This window comes from Novosphingobium chloroacetimidivorans (genome assembly GCF_014204535.1).
In the GTDB taxonomy this organism is placed as follows: domain Bacteria; phylum Pseudomonadota; class Alphaproteobacteria; order Sphingomonadales; family Sphingomonadaceae; genus Novosphingobium; species Novosphingobium chloroacetimidivorans.
In genome coordinates, this window is the sequence record NZ_JACHLR010000088.1 from 1 (window position 1) to 1,016 (window position 1,016).

Below are 1,016 nucleotides of genomic sequence, written 5' to 3' on the forward strand. Positions count from 1 at the left end.
CCGATCGTGTGATTCATAGGCAGCCTCACGAAGGAGGCAGCGATGGGTTGGCGATCGGGTCAGAGCTACTCGCAGGATTTGCGCGATCGTGTGCTGAGGGCGGTGGATGGCGGGATGCCGGTGAGGCAAGCGGCGCCAATGTTTGGGGTGAGCATCGCGTACATCTACAAGGCGCTGATCCGGCGGCGGATGACCGGCAATGCTGGGATCAACCCGCACCGGGGGCACGCGCCGCGTAAGCTGTCGGGTGCGCAGGAACTGGCGCTGGCAGCGCACATCCGTTCGCGCCCCGGGATCACGCTGGCGCAGGCCCAGGCGTGGCTGCTGGCCGAGTACGATGTCGCACTCAGCACCGGAGCGATCTGGAATGCAGCCAGGCGCCTTGGGCTGTCGTTTAAAAAAAGACCTGCGCGCGGCCGAGCAGGACCGGCCAGACGTGGCCGCCCGGCGCAAGCTTTGGAGAGCGGCGCAACCGTTCCTTGATCCTGAAAGCCTGGTCTTCCTAGACGAGACCGGGGTGAACACCAAGATGGCGCGGCTCTATGGCTGGTCGCCCGTTGGCGAGCGCTGCCGCGACAAGGTGCCGTTCGGACATTGGAAAACAATGACCTTCGTCGCCGGGTTGCGCCTCACCGGCATGACCGCGCCTTGGGTGCTCGATCGCGCGATGGATGGCGATGCTTTCCGCATCTACGTCGAGCACATCCTCGCGCCGACCCTCAAACGCGGCGACGTAGTCGTTCTCGACAACCTGCCCGCGCACAAGGTCACCGGCATCCGCGAAGCGATCGCCGAACGTCGGGCTCAGATCTTTTACCTGCCGCCTTACAGCCCCGACATGAACCCGATCGAGATGGCCTTCGCCAAACTCAAGGCGCTCCTGAGACAGGAGCCGGCGCGTACCGTCGACGCGCTCGTCGATCGTATCGGCAAGCTGCTCGATCGCTTCCTGCCAGACGAATGCGCCAACTTCTTCCAAGCCGCAGGATATCAACGCTCATGCTGAAAATGCTCTA

General features: G+C 63.7%; 1 pseudogene. It reads left to right on the forward strand.

What is annotated here, in order from left to right:
- Positions 1 to 42: 42 nt before the first annotated feature.
- Positions 43 to 1,006 (forward strand): annotated as a pseudogene (locus tag HNO88_RS21975) (IS630 family transposase).
- Positions 1,007 to 1,016: the final 10 nt, after the last annotated feature.